Below are 1,170 nucleotides of genomic sequence, written 5' to 3'. Positions count from 1 at the left end.
GTCCCGCTTTCAGACCGGAAAGGAGGCCAAAGAAACCGCCGACGGCGTCAAGTCCGGTTCCGTGGACGTCGTGATCGGCACTCACCGGCTGCTGTCCAAGGACTTCGGCTTCAAGGACCTCGGCCTGGTGATCGTGGACGAGGAGCAGCGTTTCGGCGTCGAACACAAGGAAGCGCTGAAGAAGATGCGCACCAACGTCGACGTCCTGGCCATGAGCGCCACCCCGATTCCGCGCACACTGGAAATGTCCCTGACCGGCATCCGCGAAACCTCCACCCTGGCCACCCCGCCGGAGGAACGGCACCCCGTGCTGACGTATGTGGGCCCGTACACGGACAAGCAGACTTCCGCCGCGATCCGCCGTGAGCTGATGCGCGAAGGCCAGGTGTTCTTCGTCCACAACCGGGTGTCCACGATCGACCGCACCGCGGCGAAGATCCGCGAACTGGTCCCGGGGGCCCGGGTGGAGGTGGCGCACGGGCAGATGTCCGAGAGCCGGCTGGAACAGATCATCGTGGACTTCTGGGAAAAGCGCTTCGACGTCCTGGTCTGCACCACCATCATCGAGACCGGCCTGGACATCTCCAACGCCAACACCCTGATCGTGGACGGCGCGGACAAGTACGGACTCTCCCAGCTGCACCAGCTGCGCGGACGTGTGGGACGCGGCCGTGAACGCGCCTACGCCTACTTCCTCTACCCTTCGGAAAAGCCGCTTGGCGAGGTGGCGCTGGAACGGCTCAAGGCCGTCGCGACGCATAACGAGCTCGGCGCCGGCATGCAGCTGGCCATGAAGGACCTGGAGATCCGCGGCGCCGGCAACCTGCTCGGCGGCGAGCAGTCCGGCCACATCCAAGGCGTCGGCTTCGACCTCTACATCCGGCTGGTCGGCGACGCCGTGGCCGAATACCGGGGCGAGGCGGAGGAGAAGGCCGCCGAAATGAAGATCGAACTGCCGGTCAACGCGCACCTGCCGCACGACTACGTGCCGGGCGAACGGCTGCGCCTGGAGGCTTACCGCAAACTCGCCAGCGCCATCACCTACGAGGCGATCGAGGAGGTCCTCGCGGAGCTCGTGGACCGTTACGGCGAGCTGCCGCTGCCGGCCACCAACCTGATCGACGTCGCCCGGTTCCGGGTGGGCGCCCGCGAGGCCGGATTGTCCGACGT

The 1,170-nt window shown here is 66.5% G+C and carries 1 protein-coding gene; it reads left to right on the top strand.

What is annotated here, in order from left to right; genetic code table 11:
- Positions 1 to 1,170, top strand: a 1,170-nt coding sequence (locus tag LQV45_RS34200) for a TRCF domain-containing protein (RefSeq protein ID WP_290370412.1), incomplete at both ends; no start/stop codon positions are given.

The sequence above is a fragment of the Microbacterium sp. Bi128 genome (assembly GCF_918698205.1).
This window is presented reverse-complemented; position numbering and strand designations above follow the sequence as displayed.